Here is a 16,992-nt window from a genome sequence, read left to right as displayed (position 1 = left end):
GGAGCCAATTGATGACCAGCCTGTCTCAGCCTGCCTTTCACCCTTCCCTGCCCCGGCTGCGCGCTTCACCTTCTCAGAATGTCATGACCCTGTTCGTCAGCTGGTGGCTGATGATCGGCATTTTTGTCGACGGCTGGGCACACAACACCTTCGGTGAAACTCTGGAAACCTTTTTTACGCCCTGGCATGGCGTCTTTTATTCGGGTTTCCTGGCAACGGCTTTGTGGGTGGGAATTCTTGTCGTTCGTGGTGTGCGGACCGGGCGGCGTGGTCTTGCGGCGGTCCCGCTGGGGTACGAACTCGCCGTGATCGGAATGCCCGTCTTCGCGCTGGGCGGTCTGGGCGACATGATCTGGCACACGGTGTTCGGCATTGAGGTCGGTCTCGAAGCGCTGCTGAGCCCCACTCACCTGCTGCTGTTTCTGGGTGCGGAGTTGCTGGCGCTCGCACCGCTATCGAGCGCCTGGCAGGAGCGCACGGGGCGTGTGTCGCCGCCTGGGGTGGTCTGGCCGGCCGTGCTCTCGGCCACGGCCGCACTCAGTTTCGCCAGCTTTATGCACATGTACGCCTGGGCACTGGTCGAGTCACCTGCGCCCGTGGATTACCTGTCCACCCGCGCGCACCTGACCGGCACGCTGTTGACGGCCCTCTTGCTGACCGCGCCGGTCCTGCTGCTGCTCAAACGCTGGCAGTTGCCGCCCGGCGCAGTGACGGTGCTGTACCTGGTGAATACCTTGCTGATGAGCGCCATGACGGGGGACCTCACGCGAAGTGGTCCGGTGCTGCTGCTGGCGCTGGTCTCCGGCCTGATGAGTGATCTGCTGATTCGCGGGTTGCGTCCTTCTCCCTCGCGGCCGTGGGCGTTCCGTGGAGGGGCACTGGCGCTCCCACTGCTGGTGTGGGCGCCTTTTTACGCGGGGGCCAGCGTCCTGGGCCTGCTTTCCATGAGCCTGGAATTGTGGCTGGGTGTCAGCGTGATGAGCGCGCTGGGCGGTTTGGGCCTCAGCGCACTGATCCTGCCGCCCGCTTTGCCGACCGAAGCAACCGTAACCAAAGAACCTGCCGGAAGCGACCTCTCGGTTTCACGACCTGGCACTGCCAGCCAGTAGTCCCGACTGTGCTTTCGTGCTTTCTTGCAGACCTTTTGCCAAGAACGCGCTGTATGCCCCATGCCCCGCCGTGTGCTCTTCAGTCGGTTCACTGTCGTTGTAAACGGCGCCTCAAAGCCCTGGGCACCGCTCTTGTCAACCAAAACACGGAGGCTGGCAGGCACCCGTCGTGTCTGCCACCGAAGATGACTTTTATGCTGTCTGCGGCAAGAGACATCACCACGCCGACACCGGTTTCCCCGGTCATCTTCATCAGGCGAAGCTGGCACTTCATACCGACTGTGTAGAATGAGCGCTCGAAACACCCCGCGTTTGCCCAAACCAGCCGTTGGTCTGCCCCGGAATTCCGATCCGCGTTCGACCATCCTTTGGGAACCATCTATGAAAGAGCGTCCTGCGCACAATCCACAAGACCTCCGCACCGCGCAGCGGGTCGCGGCAATCACGCTGACCACCTTGCTGGTGGTCGGCCTGATGGTGAGCTTGCCCCTCAGGCGGGCGCCGGGCATCCAGGCGGCGCCCGTGGTGCCGGGTTCGGGTGGCAGTGCCCGACTGGTTCGGCAGCAACACTTCGGGATGGCCTGGCCCTTGACCGTCAACTCAGGCGAGTTGCGCTGCTCGGATGGCGGGGAAGTGACCTTTACGGCGGGCGGCACCACTTACGCGGTAAACGCGGCAGCCCAGCGGCATAAGGTGTACGTACCTATCCGCAAAATCTGGGTGGAGCGGGACAACTTCTACCTGCCCGGCAAAAGCATGCAGCCCCTCATCGAGGCCGGTCTCAGCCTGTGCCCGCTTCCTGCCCATCTGCGCTGAACGTTCCGATGTCCCGGGCAGCCGACAAGGCCAGCCGGATGTGCGCGAGGTGATGACGGATGTGCCATTCGTGCTTGGCCAGCAGACGCCACAAATCCTGCTCGCCTTCCTGGGGATGCCGTAGGGTTCTTGACAGCGCGTTGGTGTCCAGACCGACCAGCAAGGCCATCCAGCGCTCGTTGACTGCTTCCAGCAAACGCAGGGACACGTCCGGCGGCAAGGCGTAGTCAGCGAGCGACGCCCAGGTCACCTGATTCATTGGCACGATCACAGGATGATCGTCTGTCAGGCCCCAGCGGAAGCGCATCAGTCCCTGCTCGTGGGCATCGGCGATGTGGTGCACCAACTGACGCACGGTGAAGCTGTCCGGGCGATACGTGCTTGCCAGTTGCGGTTCGGTCAGGCCCGTAACGGCAGTACGCACCTGGGCCACGCCCACACCCAGGCCTTCCGCATATTCACGCACTGCCTGAGCGTCCCGGCGCTCAGGCAGCACGATTTTTCCTATCGGGTACTGGTGGGCATCAAGCGCTGAGTTCATGCGTTGACCTCCTGGGGTGAGTCCGGGTTTCCGACCACCTGCGTGTAGGCCGAGGCAGGCAAAACAGAAATCAGCCTCAATGGCGACTCCACGCCTGCAGCTTAATACACAAAGCCCGCTGGGCACGAAATCAGGCGCACGAGCGTGCTTGCCGACATGAGCCGTGGTCTTCACAAGTGCCCCGAAACACGCAGACGGACAGCAGCCGTCCACCGTCCAGACAAAGAAAGAACGGCGGATGATCCGCCGTTCTTTCTTTGATGTGAGGTTTAGAAGTCCATTCCGCCCATGTCGCCGCCACCCATGCCGCCGCCCGCGGGAGCGGCAGCTGCTTTCTCGGGGCGGTCACTGACGATGGCTTCGGTGGTGAGAATCAGGCCGCCGATGCTGGCCGCGTTCTGCAGCGCGGTACGGGTCACCTTGGCGGGGTCCACGATGCCTTCGGCGATCATGTCGTCCACGAACTGGCCGTTGGCGGCGTTGTAGCCGTAACGGGGTGATGCGTGGTTCACGATGGCGTTCACGGCCACGCTGCCTTCGAAGCCGGCGTTGGCGGCAATCTGCCGGGCGGGCTCTTCGAGGGCGCGGATCAGGATGCGCGCACCGGTCGCTTCGTCGCCTTCCATGCTGTCGGCCAGGGTGCGCAGCGGGGGAATCAGGCGCAGCAGCGTGGTGCCGCCGCCCGCGACGATGCCTTCCTCAACGGCCGAGCGGGCCGTCGAAAGGGCGTCCTCGTAGCGGTGCTTTTTCTCCTTGAGTTCGGTTTCGGTCGCGGCGCCCACGCGGATCACGGCGACGCCTCCGGCGAGCTTGGCCAGACGCTCCTGGAGCTTCTCCTTGGCGTAGTCGCTGTCGGTGCCTTCGAGTTCGGACTTGATCGCGCCGACGCGGGCGTCGATTTCTTCCTGGCTGCCGTAGCCGTCGATGATGGTGGTCTCGTCCTTGGTGATGCGGATGCGCTTGGCGCGGCCCAGCATTTCCATGGTGGTGTTCTCGAGCTTGTAGCCGAGGTCTTCGGTGATGACCTGACCACCGGTGACGGCGGCGATGTCGCGCAGCATTTCCTTGCGGCGGTCACCGAAGCCGGGGGCCTTGACGGCGGCGATGTTGAGGGTGCCGCGCAGCTTGTTGACGACCAGGGTCGCGAGCGCTTCGCCTTCGACGTCCTCGGCGATGATCAAGAGGGGACGGCCAGTCTGGGCGACCTTCTCCAGCACGGGCAGCAGGTCCTTGAGGGCGCCGACCTTCTTTTCGTAGATCAGGATGTAGGGCTCTTCGAGCTGGGCTTCCATCTTGTCGGTGTTGGTCACGAAGTAGGGATTGATGTAGCCCTTGTCGAACTGCATGCCTTCCACGACGTCCACTTCGGTGTCAAAACCGCGCGACTCTTCGATGGTGATGACGCCTTCCTTGCCGACCTTGTCCATCGCGTTGGCGATTTCCTGACCGACAGTGTCGTCGTTGGCGCTGATGCCCGCGACCTTGCGGATGGCGTCGCTGTCCTCGACGGGCACGGCGAGCTTGCGGATTTCCTCGACGGCCACGGCAACAGCCTTGTCGATGCCGCGCTTGAGCGCGAGCGGGTTGGCGCCGGCCGCGACGTTGCGCAGACCTTCCTTGACGATGGCCTGACCGAGCACCGTGGCGGTGGTGGTACCGTCACCGGTGATGTCGTTGGTCTTGCTGGCGATTTCCTTGAGGAGCTGCGCACCGATGTTCTCGAGCTTGTCCTCGAGTTCCACTTCCTTGGCGACGGTGACGCCGTCCTTGGTGATGGTGGGGCTGCCGAACTTCTTCTCGATCACGACGTTGCGACCACGGGGGCCGAGGGTAACCTTGACAGCGTTTGCGACAGCGTTCACGCCACGTTCAAGGGCCCGGCGGGCGTTCTCTTCAAAAACCAGTTGTTTCGCCATGTTGGTAAGTCTCCTTGGTTGATCTCAGGAAAGTGTTGCGCGGTAAGGCAGCTTCACGTGGGCGCAAAGCGCGCTCAGGAAGCGTTTTCGACGGCGAGAATGTCGCGCTCGGCGAAGATCTTGTACTGCTTGCCGCCGAGCGACACTTCGGTGCCGCCGTACTGTGCAAAGTAGACCGTGTCGCCTTCATTGACTTCGACGGCGACGCGCTGGCCGTTGTCAAGCACACGGCCCGAGCCGACGGCGACGACCTTGCCGCGCTGCGACTTCTCTTTGGCCGTGTCGGGCACATACAGCCCACCCGCGGTCTTTTGCTCGGATTCCTCCAGAATTTCAACCAGCACGCGATCGCCTAACGGTTTCAGCATTGTGTTCTCCTCCAAAAAAAGCTTGAGTGTCCAGCTTGCGGCCTTCCCGGCCCGCGCGGGCAAACGCCGATGTGCCGCCCTTGCGAACCGGCGCTTTGCGCTCACCGACTCCAAGCGAAATGTTAACCACTCACTCAGGCAAATGTCAATTGGTCAAATACAAGATATGAGCGCTCAACACTCACATTCCTGCAAACGCCGACGAGCACCCCCAGGTACGGCCCGCTTCAACGGCCATCCGCACCCGACTGCACATTGCGGCAGTTTTCAGACCTTCCCGATCAGCATCGGTACTGCCTTCGCCACAATAGCGCCAATCCGCCACCGGGCAACGGCGGCACGCCCGACTTGAGGAAGCTCACCCTACAGGCACGCCGGCCAGCAGCGCCAGGAGCCGAGTTCGGATCGCACACAGCTATGCCGATATTATCATTGACATATATATGTAAATCATCATACGATCCTCATAGGAGGAATTCATGAAGAGTTTGCCCTTGCTCAACCGCGCCAGTTTTGACGAAGCCCTCGAACAACTCAATCGGCAACAGCCACTGACCGTCGGGCTGATGGACCTCGACAATTTCCAGAGTGTCAACGACCAGCTGGGGCACGACGTTGGAGACAAGGTCCTGCGGTTCGTCGAGCGCGTGCTGACCGGTTCGCTGCCAGGTGACAGCCTGGTCGCCCGGATCGGAGGTGACGAGTACGCGCTGGCACTGCCCGACACCTCAACCGAGACCGCGCTGATTTTGCTCAACGAGGTCACCGGACATTTCCGCGACTCGATCGGCAGCCTGGACGTGCCGCGCTCGCTGGGCCTGGGACTTTCGGTCGGGCTTGCACAGCGTCCTGCCCACGCACAGACGCCCGCGGAGCTGCTGCGCGCCGCCGACGAGGCGTTGCTGCGTGCCAAGCGCGAAGGACGTGGGCGCATTGCCATCTACGTCGAAAGCAAGATGGTACTCAAAAGCAATTACTACCCGAAGGCCAGCCTGGAGCGCCTGGCCAAGCTTTCGACCGCGCTCGGCCGAACTGAGGCCAGCCTGCTGCGCGAAGCCCTCGACGAGCTGATCGACAAACACCGCGAAAGCTTGTGATCCGGGCTCAGCAGGCATTGCCTGATTGTCACCACGCCACTAGGCAAAGGCGGTGAATGCTGGCAGCACGGGGCACAACGGCGATCGGCTTGACGCCTATACCGGCGGATGCCATGATCAGGCGGAAAGTTGAAATACGTTGTTATAGCCGAACCTGCGCACGCTGCAGGTTCATTTCCGCATCGACTTCGGAGGGTTCAGATGAGATACGCCTTGACGGCCGCCTTGACGATGGCTTCGGTCTTTCTTTCCGCTTCTGCGCAGACGAACCGCATTGACGCCGTTCGCCCCGACGCCCCGGAGTTGGCCGCCTACGGCAAGCACGCCGTGGGCGTGCAGACCCTCAGGCTGGTCAACGCCAATCAGGTTGATGTCGTGAACACCAAGGCCGGTGAGCCCAACAAAATGTACGACCGACCGCTCACCGTGGAGGTGTGGTACCCGGCAACCCTGTCCGCCGACCAGAAACCCCAGGGAGAGTACCAGACCGTCACACGCGACGGGAAAACCCCGACCACGCTGATCGGGCGCGCGGTGCGCAACGCGGCCCCTGATCGAAGCAGCGCGCCCTATCCGCTGGTCATCATTTCGCACGGCTATCCGGGCAACCGCTTTCTGCTCAGCCACCTCGCGGAAAATCTGGCCAGCAAAGGCTACGTTACGGCCTCGATCGACCATACCGACAGCACCTACAGTGACCAGGCTGCCTTTGGCAGCACCCTCCTCAACCGGCCGCTCGACCAGCTGTTCGTCCTGAATGAACTTGGCCGCCTGGGCCAGGCAAGTGGGTTCCAAAAGGGCCTTTATGACGCCAACAACGTCGGGCTGATCGGCTACTCGATGGGCGGTTACGGGGTCGTCAATACCATCGGGGGCGGCTTCAGCGCCGAGGTCATGCAGTCGCCGCTGGCACCCCCCAATAACCTGCTGGCGCAACGTCAAGCTGGAAATGCCGCCTACATTGCCAGCATGGACACACGGATCAAGGCGGCCGTGGCAATCGCGCCGTGGGGCTGGAATCGTGGGTTCTGGACTGCCGAAACCCTCAGGGGAATCAGAACGCCCGTACTGTTCATGGCCGGCAGCGCTGATGATGTCTCCGGGTATCAGCCGGGCGTGCGCAACATCTTCGAAGGGGCAAGCAACGCGGAGCGCTATCTCCTGACCTTCGAGAACGCCAACCACAACGCCGCCGCACCCATTCCCGCGCCACAGGAAGCCTGGGCACCGAACGCGCCCTTCAACCATTACGCGGACGCAGTCTGGGACACGGCACGCATGAACAACATCGCACAGCACTTCACGACCGCCTTCTTCGGGCAGCTCCTCAAACGCGACACGGGAATGCAGGCCTACCTGAACCTGGTGGAAAACGCCCGAGACGGCGTGTATTCCGTGGAGCAGAACGGTCAGCCGAAAGCCGACCACACCTACTGGAAAGGCTTCGCCAACCGCACCGCCCAGGGACTGCGCCTGGAACACCGCAAACCCGGACAGTAACGCTGCGCCAGGCTACACGAAATCCTTCGGCAGCCACGCCCGCCTGACCGGAAGTGCCTTATAGCCGAGTGCCTGCCAGCTGCCAGCAAAACCAGCGCGCACCGATTTCGACCTGAATCTAGAGCTCACATGAAACAATAAAGCGGCAAAAAATCTTCACATCACCTTTATTTTTTGCAATTAGTAAAATGAGCTTATGCCCAAGAAGGTGAAGTTCTCCCTGGCGCTGCTCATGCTGGCGCTGACCATCGCCGGATGCGGTGCGGCGCCAACCAAGCTCACGAGTGGCGTCGCCATCATCCTCAATGATGGCGAAACGCACCTGAGCGCTCAGGGGGAACTTTCACCGGATCAGATTGCTGTCGTTCTGAAGGCTGCCGCCGGACGGGCCACCTTTCAGGACGGCACCGAAATCGAATGGGAAAATCGCGCAGGCACCGTGTTCTTCACCGACGACGCGGGCGCCGGGCCGATCAGCCTGCTTCCCCAGCACCTCAAGGCTTATCAGGATCATGTCCGGGTTGCCGGACAGCATGACGGACGCGTCGCCACGCAAGGTGTGGGGGTCACGCCGTACAACAAGTGCAATTTCTGGTTCTTGTGGTGCTGGTCTTCGTCCTCTTACGATTCCCGCTGGTCTGCCGCGACCATTCCGTACGGCTACGCACCGGGAACACCCGCCGATCTGCGCGCCGAGTTCGAGGAAGCTGCCGGGCACTGGAACGCCTCGCTCAAGGAGTACCGCGACCAGTACAAACCCTCGGGCCGCTTTCCGCGCTGGGTGTTCAACCCCCGCCACCCCGAACGGGTCGAGGTGGCCTTTACCAATGTGGGAGGCAAGGGCAGCAGCGCCTACGGAGGCGAATCGGAATTCGTAGGTTTCGGCAACACGGTCGGCACCCAGTACCTGAAGATCAACGCCAATCCGGACTTTCCCCGCCCACTCGGACTGTACCTGCACGAAATGGGACACGTCGCCGGCCTGCTGCACGAACACCAGCGCTGCGACCGGGATGAAGCCATCACCATCAAAACGGACAGCGTGTTCCCCGACCGCCTGAATGCGTTTGGCAAGATGTGCCAGAGCAACTATGGCAGCTACACGCCCTACGACTACGAATCGGTGATGCACTACCCCAAAAAAGCCTTCAGCCGCGACGGAAAAGACGTCATTGTGGCCAAGCCGGGTGCCCGTGCCCTGGGGCGCAGCGAACTGATGGGCCTGCAGCTCGACCTCAGTGAGGGTGACCTGCGCGCCCTGGTCGAGATGTACAGCCGCTGACCGTTCCCGTCGTTCCCTCCTGCGCAACGTTCGTTCACGCCACCGCAAGTTGCGGTGGCGTTAAGTCATCTGGCCTACTCCAGCAAAAATCCGTTCGACCGTGCCCGGCACGCTAGGCTGAGGCCCAATCAACAAGCGGGCCGCACCACAAGGGGGCCCTGGAGGGTAAATGCTGGATCGGGAGCTCGTAGCGGAAGTGCTCGGCGTGGCGCGCACAGGCGGCGCCGACTGGGCGGAGCTGTTCATGGAGGACACGCTCACCACCTCACTTCACCTGCTGGACGGCACGCTCAAGGACGCCGGAGGCGGAAACCTGTACGGCGCGGGTTTGCGCCTGCTGTACGGCACCAAGGTCGTATACGCCTACACCAACGACTGCAGCCGTGAAGGCCTGCTCGAAGTGGCGCGCACCATGGCCAAGTCGCAAGGTGCCCACGGCGAGGTGGAACGCGAAGGGTGCGGAGGACTGGATTTTCGTCAGGTGAACGCGCGGCGCCTGTGGGACGTGCGCGACCATCCGGAACGCACGGGCAAAGGGCAGAAACTCGACTTGATGCGCCGCGCGCACGGCGCGGCCCGCACCGGTTTCGTCAGGACCGTCGACGTGCGTTTTCTCGACGTGGCGCAGCGCATCCTGGTCGCCAACAGCGACGGCGACTGGAGCGAGGACGAACGGGTGCGCAGCCGCCTGGTGGTCAGCGCCATCGCGCAGGACGGTACCCAGCGCGCTACCGGCCATCACGGGCCAGGGGCCGCACGGGGCCTGGAGTTCTTCGACGACGACCTGCCCGAACGCACGGGAGCCGAGGCGGCCCGCATCGCCAACGCCATGCTGCACGCCGGGTATGCTCCGGCCGGCAAGATGCCCGTGGTGATCGGCAACGCTTTTGGCGGCGTGATCTTCCACGAAGCCTGCGGGCACATTCTGGAAACCACGGCCGTCGAGAAGAATGCCAGCGTTTTCGCCGGCAAGATCGGCGAGCGCATTGCCGGAGCGTGCCTCAGCGCGGTCGACGACGGCACCATTCCCGGCGCCTGGGGGTCGATCAATGTCGACGACGAAGCCACGCCCAGCGAACGCACGGTGCTGATCGAGAACGGCATCCTGAAGTCCTACATGGTGGACCGCGTCGGTGAACTCAAGACCGGGTACCGCCGCACCGGTTCGGGCCGTCGCCAGGATTACACCTTCGCGCCGGCCTCACGCATGCGCAACACCTTCATCACGCCAGGAGACCAGACGCCGGAGCAACTGGTGAAAGACGTGAAATTCGGCCTGTATGCGCGCACCATGGGCGGCGGCAGCGTCGCGCCGGGTACGGGTGATTACAACTTCACCGTCAACGAGGGCTACCTCATCCGGGACGGCGAACTCTGCGAAAGCGTCCGGGGCGCCGCGTTGGTCGGCAACGGCGCGCGTGACCTGATGAACATCGTGGGGGTCGCCGGTGACCTGGCCTGTGGGCAGGGCATGTGCGGCAGCGTCTCGGGCAGCATTCCCACCGACGTCGGCCAGCCGCACATCCTGATTTCCGAAATCACCGTGGGAGGCCGCTCGTGAAACCCATGACCTTTGACGAAGCCCGCACCTACCTGATGAACCGGGCACGCGAACAAGGCGTGCAGCTCGAAGTCTTCGCGCAGCGAGGAAGCAGCACCAGCGTCAAGGCCTTCGATGGGCAGGTCAGCGAGTTCAAGCTGGCCCAGCGTCAGGGCCTCGGTCTGCGCGCCCTGGCGGGCGGCGCCTGGGGATACGCGTTCACCGAGAACTTCAGCCGCCCGGCGCTGGACCGGGCACTGGACAGCGCCCTGGAAAACGCCGCGCTGGTAGGGCCTCAGGCCCACGCCCGCCTGATTGCCTGGGGAAAAGCGCCCGAACTCGATCTGCACGGCGAAGGTCTGTCCGGCGTGACGGTGGAGCGCAAGGTGCAGGCAGCCCTCGCGCTCGAGCAGGCCGCCCGCAGTGCCGACGGACGCGTCAAGAGCGTTCCCTACAACGCCTACGCCGACAGCGAAGACGAGGTGGCTGTGGCGAACACTGCCGGGCTGGAGCGGCGCTACACCTCGCTGGGCATTTACCAGTACGTTTCTCCCCTGGTCAGCGAGGACGGACAGCACAAAAGCAAGTCCGAGTTTCACTTCACGCGCGAGTTCGAGGAACTCGATCCCACCCGCACCGCCCTGGAAGCCACCCGCAAAAGCCTGGCGCTGCTGGGAGCGAAAAGGGCACCGAGCGGCCATTTCGGCGCGGTGATCGACCGGGAGTGCATGGCCACCTTGTTCAGGGTGTACGCCGGAATCTTCAGCGGAAAGATGGTGCAGGAAGGCAAGAGCCCACTGGCCGGCAAACTCGGGCAGCAGGTTGCCACCCCGCTCGTGACGTTGCGCGACGACGCCACGCTGGCCCGCGGCATGGCATCACGCCCGTTCGACGCCGAAGGCTGCCCCAGCGCGCCCCTGACCCTGATCGAAGGTGGCAAACTCGGCGCCTTTCTGCACAACAGCGAAACGGCGGCGCACGCGGGCGTGGACAGCACCGGACACGCCTCGCGCGCGGGTTACCGGGGCACGGTCGAGGTCTCCCCTACCAATTTCTTTCTGGAGCCCGGCCAGGACTCGCGAGAAGATCTGCTGCGCGCGCTGGGCAGCGGCCTGCTCCTTACGGCGGTGCAAGGTGTACACGCAGGCGCCAACCCCATCACCGGCGAGTTCAGCCTGCAGGCCGAGGGCTTCTGGGTAGAAGAAGGACGGGTGGCTTACCCGCTCGACGTTTTCACGGTCGCCGGCAACTTCCTGGAACTGCTCCAGGAAGTTGAGGCCGTCGCGAATGACCTGAAGTTCTTCCCGAGCGGTGCGGGCGCTCCCAGCGTGCGCGTGCGGACACTGGCCGTCGGTGGCGGGTGAAGTGAAGAATTGGTAGCCTGACGCTGCTGCCCGGACAGCTTGCCTGTGGCCCAAACCGGTCTGGACGTCAGGTGTTCCTTTTGTCCCCGCCGCCCGGCGCTAGACTGAAAACATGAAGTGGATTCGCGACCCTCACCTCCTCCCCATCGCCGAGAAGGTCGAGGCGGGCGAGCGCCTCAGCTTCGAGGAAGGCCTGCAGCTCTACCGCACGCGCGACCTGAACGCCCTGATGCGCCTGGCGAACCTGATACGTGAGCGCCTGCACGGTTCCAAGACCTACTTCGTGCACTCCATGCGGCTGGAGTTCACCAACATCTGCTACGTCGGCTGCACCTTCTGCGCCTTTGCGGCGCGCAAAGGCGAGGAGCGCGCCTGGGACTACGACGTCGACACGGTCGTCGCCAAAGTGCGCGAGAAGTGGGAAAGCGGCATCACGGAACTGCACATGTCCAGCGGCCACCACCCCAACCGGCCCTGGAGCTACTACCCGGAAATGGTGCGCGCCCTGAAGGCCAGCTTTCCCGAGCTGCAGGTCAAGGCCTTCACGGCGGCCGAGATCGAGCACTTCAGCAAGATTGCCAAAAAACCCACCCTGGAAATTTTGCGTGAGCTCAAGGACGCCGGCCTGGCCGCCCTGCCCGGCGGGGGCGCGGAAATCTTTGCCGACCGGGTGCGCCGGGAAGTCGCAAGGAACAAGGTCAAGGCCGACAAGTGGCTGCAGATTCACCGTGAAGCGCACGCGCTGGGTATCCGCACCAACGCCACCATGCTCTACGGGCACATCGAGACCCTTGAGGAGCGCCTCGACCACATGCACCGCCTGCGTGAGGTGCAGGACGACACGGAGGGCTTTCACTCGTTCATTCCGCTGGCCTTTCAGCCCGACGCCAACGCGTTGGCCTTCAACCTCGGCAAGACCGAGTTCACCACCGGCCTCGACGATCTGCGCAACCTCGCGGTCGCGCGCATCTACCTCGACAACTTCCCGCACGTCAAGGGCTACTGGGTGATGATCGGCAGCGAACTGACCCAGGTGAGCCTCGACTGGGGTGTCAGCGACATCGACGGCACCATCATCGAGGAGCACATCGCGCACGCGGCGGGCGCCCAGAGTCCGCTGGGGCTCAGCAAACAGCGCATGATCGAGATGATTCAGCGCGCCCGCCGCGTGCCCGTGCTGCGCGACGCCTTTTACAACGAACTGGCCGTCTACGGTGCCGCGCAGGCCGCCGACTGAGTGCCGGCGACGGAGCGCGTGACAACCGAATTGGCCGTGGCCGGCCAGACCCGGCTGACGCCCTACCGTCTGGGCTTGATCGAGTACACCAACGTCGCGCCGCTGACCGAGAATCTGGCCTTGCCGGCGGGTGTGACGCTCTCGCAGGGGGTACCGAGTGAGATGAACGCCGCGCTGCTGGCGGGCCAGGTGGACCTCGCCAACATCAGCGTGCTGGAATTCATCCGTCACGCCGACCAGTTCTCGGCCCTGCCGGACTTCAGCGTCAGCGTACTGGGCGCGGTGTACAGCGTGAACCTTTTTCACCGCCGGCCCTGGGAAGAGTTGCAGGGGGGGCGGATTGCGTTGACCTCGCAAAGCGCCACCAGCGTGGGGCTGCTGGAAGTGCTGCTGCGCGAAAGCGGCCTGGGCGCGCAGCTCGTGCGTGCCGAAGGAGAAGCTACGGCCCTCCTGAACGCCGGATTCGACGGGGTGCTGCGCATCGGGGACAGCGCGCTGCGCGAATGGTACGCCGTGACCGGGCCCATCGGCGAGGACCTCAGCATGCTGGCCCTGCCGCACCACAAGGACGGCGTCACCGTGACCGATCTCGCGCAGCGCTGGTACCAGTTGACCGGGCATCCCTTTGTCTTTGCAGTGTGGGCTTACCGCAAGGACCGCCCGCCACCGCGCGAATTGCTGCTGGCCCTGCGCGCCGCGCGCCGTGCGGGCCTCGGGCGGCTCGGCGAGATCTCAGGGCGCCACGCGCAGAAGCTCGGGCTGCCCCAGCGGGTGGTGCAGCATTACCTGTGGAATTTCCGCTACCACCTCGAGGCGCCCGACCGGGCCGGCCTGCTGCGTTTTGCACAACTACACGTTCCGGACCACGCGCCGCTGATCTTCGAGTAGCGCCGCATAGCCCACGCGGACCCGAGCCCCGCAACCGGACAGGGAATGACGGGAAGCCCGCTTAAGCTGAGGCATGCCCGAAGTGATACAGCCCGAGAAACCGAGCGGCACCCTGAACCTCGTGTGGCGCACGAACGCTGAGGTGAACGACCGGCTGCTCGCTCACCTGACGCCGGAGATGCTGCCCGCCGTCACGCCCGGCGGCGGCTTTTTGGTCGCGCAGCACCTCGCGCACATGGCCGAGGTCACGAAATGCTGGACGTCACTGCTCGATCAGGACGCTGTACGTGACGTGCCCGACCTGTACGAAACGCAGGCGCAGGAATTCGTGGCCGAGACTGACCTTTCGCGCACCTGGGAGGTGCTGGGTCGCACACGTAACGCCACCTGGCAGGCCCTGCAGGAAGCGCGGGGCGTAGGAAATCTGCCGCACGCCCCGACCGCGCAGTTCCTGACACACCTGCTGGTGCACGACGCACACCACCGTGGGCAGATTCTGCTGGCCCTCAAGGTGAGTGGGCATCCCCTGCCCGCTGATGAAGCGCTCTGGGCACCCTGGCGCGACGCCCGCTAAGGTGAGCGCATGACGACTTCGATGGGAGAATTTCGCTCGCGCGTGCTTGATCTGGTGGCCCGCATTCCTGTTGGGCGCGTGATGACCTACGGCCAGCTGGCCCTGCTGGCGGGCAGCGCCGGAAACGCCCGTCAGGTGGGGTTCATCATGCAGGGCCTGGCCGAGAGCGAGCTGCCCTGGCAGCGCGTGATCAACGCCCAGGGCGCCATCAGCACCTACAAGGTGGGCTTCGGGGAAACCCAGCGGGCCCTGCTGGAAGCCGAGGGCGTCAGCTTCGACGAGAGCGGCCGCTGTGACCTCACCCGTCTGCAGTGGTGGCCTGACCGGGAAGACGAGCAGCCTGCCCTGCTGTAAGTGAAATCGGCCTTCAGTGGCCGAGCAGCTCCGCTTTTTTCTCGTGCGTCAGGCCGAAGTCCTTCACATCACGCCCGCTCTCGCGGACCCAGGCCAGCGTGTCGCGCACGGTGTCGGTGAGTGGGCGGCGCGTCAGGCCCGCCGTGACCGCGCGCTCGTCGGGGGCGCGCATGGCGATGCCCCAGCTGCCGCCCGCCAGCGGCAGGTTCAGGCCGCTCTGTTCCAGGGCCGCATCGTCGAGAAAGCGCGCCCGGACGGGCGTGGACTGCGCCCCCTGCACGGCGCGCACGACCTCGCCCCAGTTCAGGCGCTCGCCCACCGCGTTGAAGGTTCCGGCCAGGTCACGCTCCAGCAGGCCCACGACAAAGGCCGCGAGGTCGCGCGCGTCGATCACCTGAAACGGCGTCTCTTCGCTGCCGAACAGCGCGAACTCCTCGCCGCCCGCCAGTCCCTGGATCCAGAAGGTGAAGCGGTCGGTGTGGTCAAAGGGCCCCACCACCAGACCAGGGCGCACCACCGTCGCCCGCTCGCCGTACACCTCGCGCACGGCCTCTTCGCACAGCACCTTGAGGCCACCGTACGTGCTCCCGGTCACCTCTTCGACCGCAGGGTCCTCCAGGGTCGCGAGGGGAGCGTCCTCGTCCTGCCGTTCGGTGCCCGCGTAGACGGACACTGTCGAGATGAACAGGTAGCGTGAGGTGGCCTCTTTCAGCGCCTGCGCGCTCTGGCGCACCACGCGGGGCACGTAGCCTGACACGTCGATGACCGCGTCCCACTGCCCACCTTCGAGCGCACCGAGGTCACCGTCCCGGTCGCCACGCAGGCGCTGCACCTGCTCTGGCAGGTCGTCGGGTTGCTGACCGCGCGTGAAGATGCTGACCTCGTGCCCGCGCGACAGGGCCGTGAGCACGATGTGTTTGCCGACAAACTGGGTACCACCGAGAACGAGCAGGCGCATGGGCCCATTTGACCATGCGCCCTGCTCCGCCCGACTGAGCGATTTTGCTTAGCCGGGCCCGGCCTTGTGGGCCGGTATGCTGGGCGCATGCTGACCTTGTCATCCTGCAGCGGGCCACTCCGGTCGCGGCCCACCGGAGTTCTGTCATGAAGATCCGCTGGACCAGGCGCACCCTGCGCCTGCGGCTCGACGATCTGGAAAGCGCCGCACTGCAGCGCGGCGAAACGCTGCGTGAACGCATCCACTTTCCCGGCGGCGACTGGAGCGTCGAGCTGCGCGGCGCCCAGGAAAGCGAACTCGGAATGCGCGACGGTGTACTGCAGGTGACCCTCGACGAGGACGAACTGCGTCTCTTCGCCCGTCAGCGAGAGGACGGCATCGAGCGCGAAGGTCAGCCGCGTCTGCTGGTCGAGCAGGAACGCCGACCTGACGACCGGTCCCAGGAAGGAAGTCCCGCGTGAAGGCGCCGGGTGAAGTGATCTTTTCGCGTGGAGAACTCCCCGAAAGCGTGCACCGCGTGCACGTGGCCGTGGTGAACGCAGCAGGACAGCTGGTCGCGTCGTGCGGAGACGCCGCACTCGTGATGTTTCCACGTTCGAGCAGCAAGCCCTTTCAGGCCATTCCCCTGGCCGAGGCCGCCCCGGACCTGTCGAGTGACGAGCTGGCCATCGCCTGCGCGAGCCACGCGGGCACACAGCGGCACCTGAGCGTGGTCGAGCGGCTGCTGCGGCGCGCCGGGCTGGACGAAAGTGCGCTGCAGTGTGGCACACATGCTCCCTTTGACCCGGACGCGCAAGCGCAGCTCGTGCGCACGGGCACGCCCCCGAGCACACTGCACCACAACTGCTCGGGAAAGCACGCCGGCATGCTGCTGACCTGCCGCCTGCGCGGGCTTGACCTCACAAGCTACACGGCGGCGCAGCACCCGCTGCAGCGTGAGATTGCGGCCCTGCACGCCGCGCTGGGCGCGGTCGACGAGGTGCGTGTGGGACGCGATGGGTGCAGCGTTCCCGCACTCGCCCTGCCCCTGGAGGCCGGTGCCCGGCTCTTCGCGCGTCTCGCTGCTCCCGAGGGGCCGCATGAGGCTGCGCTGGAACGCGTGTTTGCGGCCATGACCCTACATCCGGAGCTGATCGCGGGAACGCGGCGCCTCGACACCGAGCTGATGCCGCGCGTACCCGGCTGTGCCAGCAAGATGGGCGCCGAAGGCTACTTCGGGCTGGCGCTGCGAGACACGCCACAGGGACCGCTGGGCGTGGCCATCAAGATCGAGGACGGATCGGAACGCGCCCGCGCCCACGCGACCCTGGCAGTATTGAACGCGCTGGGCGTGCCGTTCTCGCCCGAGCTGGCAGACCTGTACCCTGCAGCCTTGCATAACTTTGCCGGATATCCGGTGGGCGAAGTGCAAACCGAAATCCACCTGGCCTGAACCTTGGTGCCGCGCG

The 16,992-nt window shown here is 64.6% G+C and carries 17 protein-coding genes; 13 read left to right on the top strand and 4 right to left on the bottom strand.

Translation table 11 applies throughout. The features are described 5' to 3' along the window. The first annotated feature begins 11 nt into the window (after positions 1 to 11). Both DEIPE_RS13090 and DEIPE_RS23615 read left to right on the top strand, forming a co-directional pair. Positions 12 to 1,109 carry a hypothetical protein gene (locus tag DEIPE_RS13090; RefSeq protein WP_015236448.1) on the top strand — a complete coding sequence of 366 codons (1,098 nt, stop codon included), beginning with the start codon at positions 12 to 14 and terminating at the stop codon, positions 1,107 to 1,109. Positions 1,110 to 1,490: 381 nt separating this feature from the next. Continuing rightward, the gene (locus tag DEIPE_RS23615; RefSeq protein WP_015236447.1) at positions 1,491 to 1,925 is read left to right on the top strand and encodes a DUF2511 domain-containing protein; all 435 of its coding nucleotides are present in this window, start codon (positions 1,491 to 1,493) and stop codon (positions 1,923 to 1,925) included. Here the strand turns inward: DEIPE_RS23615 and DEIPE_RS13080 are convergent. The 3 genes from DEIPE_RS13080 to groES form a co-directional block, all read right to left on the bottom strand. After that, positions 1,891 to 2,466: a YfiT family bacillithiol transferase gene (locus tag DEIPE_RS13080; RefSeq protein WP_015236446.1), complete on the bottom strand. Its 576-nt coding sequence runs from the start codon at positions 2,464 to 2,466 to the stop codon at positions 1,891 to 1,893. The genes DEIPE_RS23615 and DEIPE_RS13080 overlap by 35 nt on opposite strands. A gap of 269 nt (positions 2,467 to 2,735) precedes the next feature. Then, positions 2,736 to 4,382, bottom strand: a complete 1,647-nt coding sequence (gene groL, locus DEIPE_RS13075) for a chaperonin GroEL (protein ID WP_015236445.1) — start codon at positions 4,380 to 4,382, stop codon at positions 2,736 to 2,738. A 74-nt stretch (positions 4,383 to 4,456) separates the two neighbouring features. Then, complete coding sequence (gene groES / locus DEIPE_RS13070) at positions 4,457 to 4,750, bottom strand: co-chaperone GroES (protein ID WP_015236444.1); 294 nt, start codon at positions 4,748 to 4,750, stop codon at positions 4,457 to 4,459. A gap of 479 nt (positions 4,751 to 5,229) precedes the next feature. Here groES and DEIPE_RS13065 point away from each other — a divergent pair, with 479 nt between their 5' ends. From DEIPE_RS13065 to DEIPE_RS13025, 9 genes are all read left to right on the top strand, one after another. Further along, positions 5,230 to 5,847 (top strand): GGDEF domain-containing protein, encoded by a 618-nt coding sequence (locus DEIPE_RS13065; protein WP_015236443.1) that lies wholly within the window; start codon positions 5,230 to 5,232, stop codon positions 5,845 to 5,847. Positions 5,848 to 6,048: 201 nt separating this feature from the next. Next, on the top strand, positions 6,049 to 7,347 hold the full coding sequence (locus DEIPE_RS13060) for an alpha/beta hydrolase family protein (protein WP_015236442.1): 1,299 nt from the start codon (positions 6,049 to 6,051) through the stop codon (positions 7,345 to 7,347). 196 nt (positions 7,348 to 7,543) lie between these two features. Further along, complete coding sequence (locus DEIPE_RS22360) at positions 7,544 to 8,629, top strand: M12 family metallopeptidase (RefSeq protein WP_015236441.1); 1,086 nt, start codon at positions 7,544 to 7,546, stop codon at positions 8,627 to 8,629. Positions 8,630 to 8,798: 169 nt separating this feature from the next. Beyond that, a complete protein-coding gene (locus DEIPE_RS13050; protein WP_015236440.1) occupies positions 8,799 to 10,190 on the top strand; it encodes a TldD/PmbA family protein in 1,392 nt (463 codons plus the stop codon). Positions 10,191 to 10,195: 5 nt separating this feature from the next. Then, complete coding sequence (locus DEIPE_RS13045; RefSeq protein WP_041230899.1) at positions 10,196 to 11,533, top strand: TldD/PmbA family protein; 1,338 nt, start codon at positions 10,196 to 10,198, stop codon at positions 11,531 to 11,533. Between the two features lie 112 nt (positions 11,534 to 11,645). Continuing rightward, the gene (gene mqnE / locus DEIPE_RS13040) at positions 11,646 to 12,770 is read left to right on the top strand and encodes an aminofutalosine synthase MqnE (RefSeq protein ID WP_015236438.1); all 1,125 of its coding nucleotides are present in this window, start codon (positions 11,646 to 11,648) and stop codon (positions 12,768 to 12,770) included. Positions 12,771 to 12,788: 18 nt separating this feature from the next. Next, positions 12,789 to 13,658 (top strand): menaquinone biosynthetic enzyme MqnA/MqnD family protein, encoded by an 870-nt coding sequence (locus DEIPE_RS13035; RefSeq protein WP_245557536.1) that lies wholly within the window; start codon positions 12,789 to 12,791, stop codon positions 13,656 to 13,658. 73 nt (positions 13,659 to 13,731) lie between these two features. After that, entirely contained in the window at positions 13,732 to 14,232 is a 501-nt protein-coding gene (locus DEIPE_RS13030; protein ID WP_157448865.1) for a DinB family protein, read from the top strand. Between the two features lie 9 nt (positions 14,233 to 14,241). Next, positions 14,242 to 14,586, top strand: a complete 345-nt coding sequence (locus tag DEIPE_RS13025; RefSeq protein ID WP_015236435.1) for an MGMT family protein — start codon at positions 14,242 to 14,244, stop codon at positions 14,584 to 14,586. A gap of 13 nt (positions 14,587 to 14,599) precedes the next feature. Here DEIPE_RS13025 and DEIPE_RS13020 read toward each other — a convergent pair whose 3' ends face one another. Continuing rightward, positions 14,600 to 15,544: an NAD-dependent epimerase/dehydratase family protein gene (locus tag DEIPE_RS13020; protein ID WP_015236434.1), complete on the bottom strand. Its 945-nt coding sequence runs from the start codon at positions 15,542 to 15,544 to the stop codon at positions 14,600 to 14,602. A gap of 146 nt (positions 15,545 to 15,690) precedes the next feature. On the opposite strand from DEIPE_RS13020, the gene DEIPE_RS13015 reads away from it, so the two are divergent. Further along, positions 15,691 to 16,005 (top strand): DUF7009 family protein, encoded by a 315-nt coding sequence (locus tag DEIPE_RS13015; protein ID WP_015236433.1) that lies wholly within the window; start codon positions 15,691 to 15,693, stop codon positions 16,003 to 16,005. Continuing rightward, the gene (locus DEIPE_RS13010; RefSeq protein WP_015236432.1) at positions 16,002 to 16,976 is read left to right on the top strand and encodes an asparaginase; all 975 of its coding nucleotides are present in this window, start codon (positions 16,002 to 16,004) and stop codon (positions 16,974 to 16,976) included. The genes DEIPE_RS13015 and DEIPE_RS13010 overlap by 4 nt, the downstream gene beginning before the upstream one ends. The last annotated feature ends 16 nt before the right edge of the window (positions 16,977 to 16,992 follow it).

The sequence above is a fragment of the Deinococcus peraridilitoris DSM 19664 genome (assembly GCF_000317835.1).
Taxonomy (GTDB): Bacteria; Deinococcota; Deinococci; order Deinococcales; family Deinococcaceae; genus Deinococcus_A; species Deinococcus_A peraridilitoris.
Note: the sequence above shows the minus strand (reverse complement) of the source record. Positions and strands in the feature narration are given on the sequence as shown.

Coding starts and splice junctions, on each gene's coding strand:
- DEIPE_RS13015 (WP_015236433.1), top strand. CDS start 15,691: ATGAAGATCCGCTGGACCAGGCGCACCCTGCGCCTGCGGCTCGACGAT.
- DEIPE_RS13030 (WP_157448865.1), top strand. CDS start 13,732: ATGCCCGAAGTGATACAGCCCGAGAAACCGAGCGGCACCCTGAACCTC.
- DEIPE_RS13060 (WP_015236442.1), top strand. CDS start 6,049: ATGAGATACGCCTTGACGGCCGCCTTGACGATGGCTTCGGTCTTTCTT.
- DEIPE_RS13090 (WP_015236448.1), top strand. CDS start 12: ATGACCAGCCTGTCTCAGCCTGCCTTTCACCCTTCCCTGCCCCGGCTG.
- DEIPE_RS13080 (WP_015236446.1), bottom strand. CDS start 2,466: ATGAACTCAGCGCTTGATGCCCACCAGTACCCGATAGGAAAAATCGTG.
- groES (WP_015236444.1), bottom strand. CDS start 4,750: ATGCTGAAACCGTTAGGCGATCGCGTGCTGGTTGAAATTCTGGAGGAA.
- groL (WP_015236445.1), bottom strand. CDS start 4,382: ATGGCGAAACAACTGGTTTTTGAAGAGAACGCCCGCCGGGCCCTTGAA.
- DEIPE_RS13020 (WP_015236434.1), bottom strand. CDS start 15,544: ATGCGCCTGCTCGTTCTCGGTGGTACCCAGTTTGTCGGCAAACACATC.
- mqnE (WP_015236438.1), top strand. CDS start 11,646: ATGAAGTGGATTCGCGACCCTCACCTCCTCCCCATCGCCGAGAAGGTC.
- DEIPE_RS23615 (WP_015236447.1), top strand. CDS start 1,491: ATGAAAGAGCGTCCTGCGCACAATCCACAAGACCTCCGCACCGCGCAG.
- DEIPE_RS13045 (WP_041230899.1), top strand. CDS start 10,196: ATGACCTTTGACGAAGCCCGCACCTACCTGATGAACCGGGCACGCGAA.
- DEIPE_RS13050 (WP_015236440.1), top strand. CDS start 8,799: ATGCTGGATCGGGAGCTCGTAGCGGAAGTGCTCGGCGTGGCGCGCACA.
- DEIPE_RS13065 (WP_015236443.1), top strand. CDS start 5,230: ATGAAGAGTTTGCCCTTGCTCAACCGCGCCAGTTTTGACGAAGCCCTC.
- DEIPE_RS13025 (WP_015236435.1), top strand. CDS start 14,242: ATGACGACTTCGATGGGAGAATTTCGCTCGCGCGTGCTTGATCTGGTG.
- DEIPE_RS22360 (WP_015236441.1), top strand. CDS start 7,544: ATGCCCAAGAAGGTGAAGTTCTCCCTGGCGCTGCTCATGCTGGCGCTG.